At 57.7% G+C, this 1,642-nt stretch carries 1 protein-coding gene; it reads left to right on the forward strand.

The features are described 5' to 3' along the window. Positions 1-138: 138 nt before the first annotated feature. Positions 139-1,419: an IS110 family transposase gene (locus TW83_RS16100; protein ID WP_045983797.1), complete on the forward strand. Its 1,281-nt coding sequence runs from the start codon at positions 139-141 to the stop codon at positions 1,417-1,419. Positions 1,420-1,642 lie beyond the last annotated feature (223 nt).

The raw sequence follows: 1,642 nt of genomic DNA on the forward strand, positions 1-1,642 counted from the left end.
CCATAGCATGTTGGGAATGACCCACCGTTGAAGGTTATGGCCGCCTGCGCAGCCTACAAAATTGCGCAGCAGGCGGCCATAACCGGGTCTCGGGTCTCTATGGTGGCTTTGCTAACCACACCACAGAGGAGACCGGCTATGGCCAAGATTGAGCATACTTCGGATGCCCTTGTTCTGGTAGGCATCGACATTTGCAAACACCGGCACGAGGTGTTGATTGCTGTCCCGGGCAAGACGCGTCGCAGGCGCCTGACGATCACCAACAGCACGGATGATTTCATGCGGCTCATCGCGATCTTGCGAGAATACGGCCTGCCTGTCCGGATCGGCTTTGAAGCAACTGGCAACTATCATCGGGTGCTGATGTATCATCTGGGTGTCGCCGGGTTCGACCTGAAGCTGGTGTCTTCGGTCGCTTTGGCCCGGACGCGGGAGGCGCTGCACAACAGTTGGGACAAAAATGATCCGAAGGATGCCCAAGTTATCTTGCACATGCTGCAGATCGGGGCGGTGCAGATCTTCCAGGACCCGATGGTGGCCGGCACGAACGATATTCAGGAATTGTCCAAGACCCATGATGCGGTGTCGCGGTCCAAGACTGAGCTTTGGCACCGCATCCTGACCCACTACCTGCCGCTCTACTTTCCGGAAGCCGACCGTTTCCACCGCAGTTCGCGGACGGATTGGTTTCTGGCGTTCCTCGAGATGTTCCCTTCTCCGCACATGATCAGCGCCATGACCAAGGAGGAGTTCATTCAGACTGCTTGGGAAGTGGTTGGGCGCAAGGTCGAGAAGTCTCTCCTGTTGTCAGATATTTACGAGACAGCAAAGGTGTCGGCAGGATTGCCCGTCGCGCCAGATTCTGACGCCCTTCGTATGTTCCGCATGATGCTGGCCGAGGGAAGGAGCCTAATCCGGCAGCGCAATGCAATCGAAGATCGCGCCGTCGAACTGCTGGGCGACCGACCGGATTATCAGCTGCTTCGCACCATTCCGGGGATCGGACCCATCAATGCGCTGACCATTCTGGCCGAGACCGGCGATCTGCGGCGGTTCCACCATCACCGCCAGTTCCTGAAGTTCTGCGGTATGGATCTTGCTACCGTCCAGTCCGGCATGTTTCGCGGTCGAAGCAAGATATCCAAGTATGGCAATGCCCGCCTGCGCCGCACTTTGTGGCTCGCAGGGCAGACCGCGGTTCTGAAGAAAGCGAATAGCTTCCGGGACAAATTCGAGCGTTACATTGCGCAGGATCGCCACAACCCAGATCTACGCCGCAAGGCCTACACCGCCATCGCTGCAAAGATGGCACGCACTATTCACGCCGTGATCAAATCCGGCGAACCCTATCGTCCCTTCTTCGAAGGGACGAGCCCAAGCGGAAGGACCTCTCTCTCAAAGGGCCGTGGAGGCGCATGACGCGACCTCGTAGATAATGTTCGGGCCTTCCGCTTGGGATTTAGGATCTCGTCTTAAGGACGGTGAGGGCGGCAACCAGACCGACCCTGTATTTGCTATGGAAGAGACCACTTCTTGACGGCGGAGCCCGCTTGGGCAAACATCTTAAGGGCATCCGGTCGCTCGGATGCCCCGTGATCTGATGCCCTAAACGGCGATTTGTTCCCGAGCTAGGACGTTGTCG

This window comes from Paracoccus sp. S4493 (genome assembly GCF_000967735.1).
Classification (GTDB): Bacteria; Pseudomonadota; Alphaproteobacteria; order Rhodobacterales; family Rhodobacteraceae; genus Paracoccus; species Paracoccus marcusii.

Excerpts from the sequence above, each read along its gene's own strand:
- TW83_RS16100 (WP_045983797.1), top strand. The coding sequence starts at position 139 with ATGGCCAAGATTGAGCATACTTCGGATGCCCTTGTTCTGGTAGGCATC.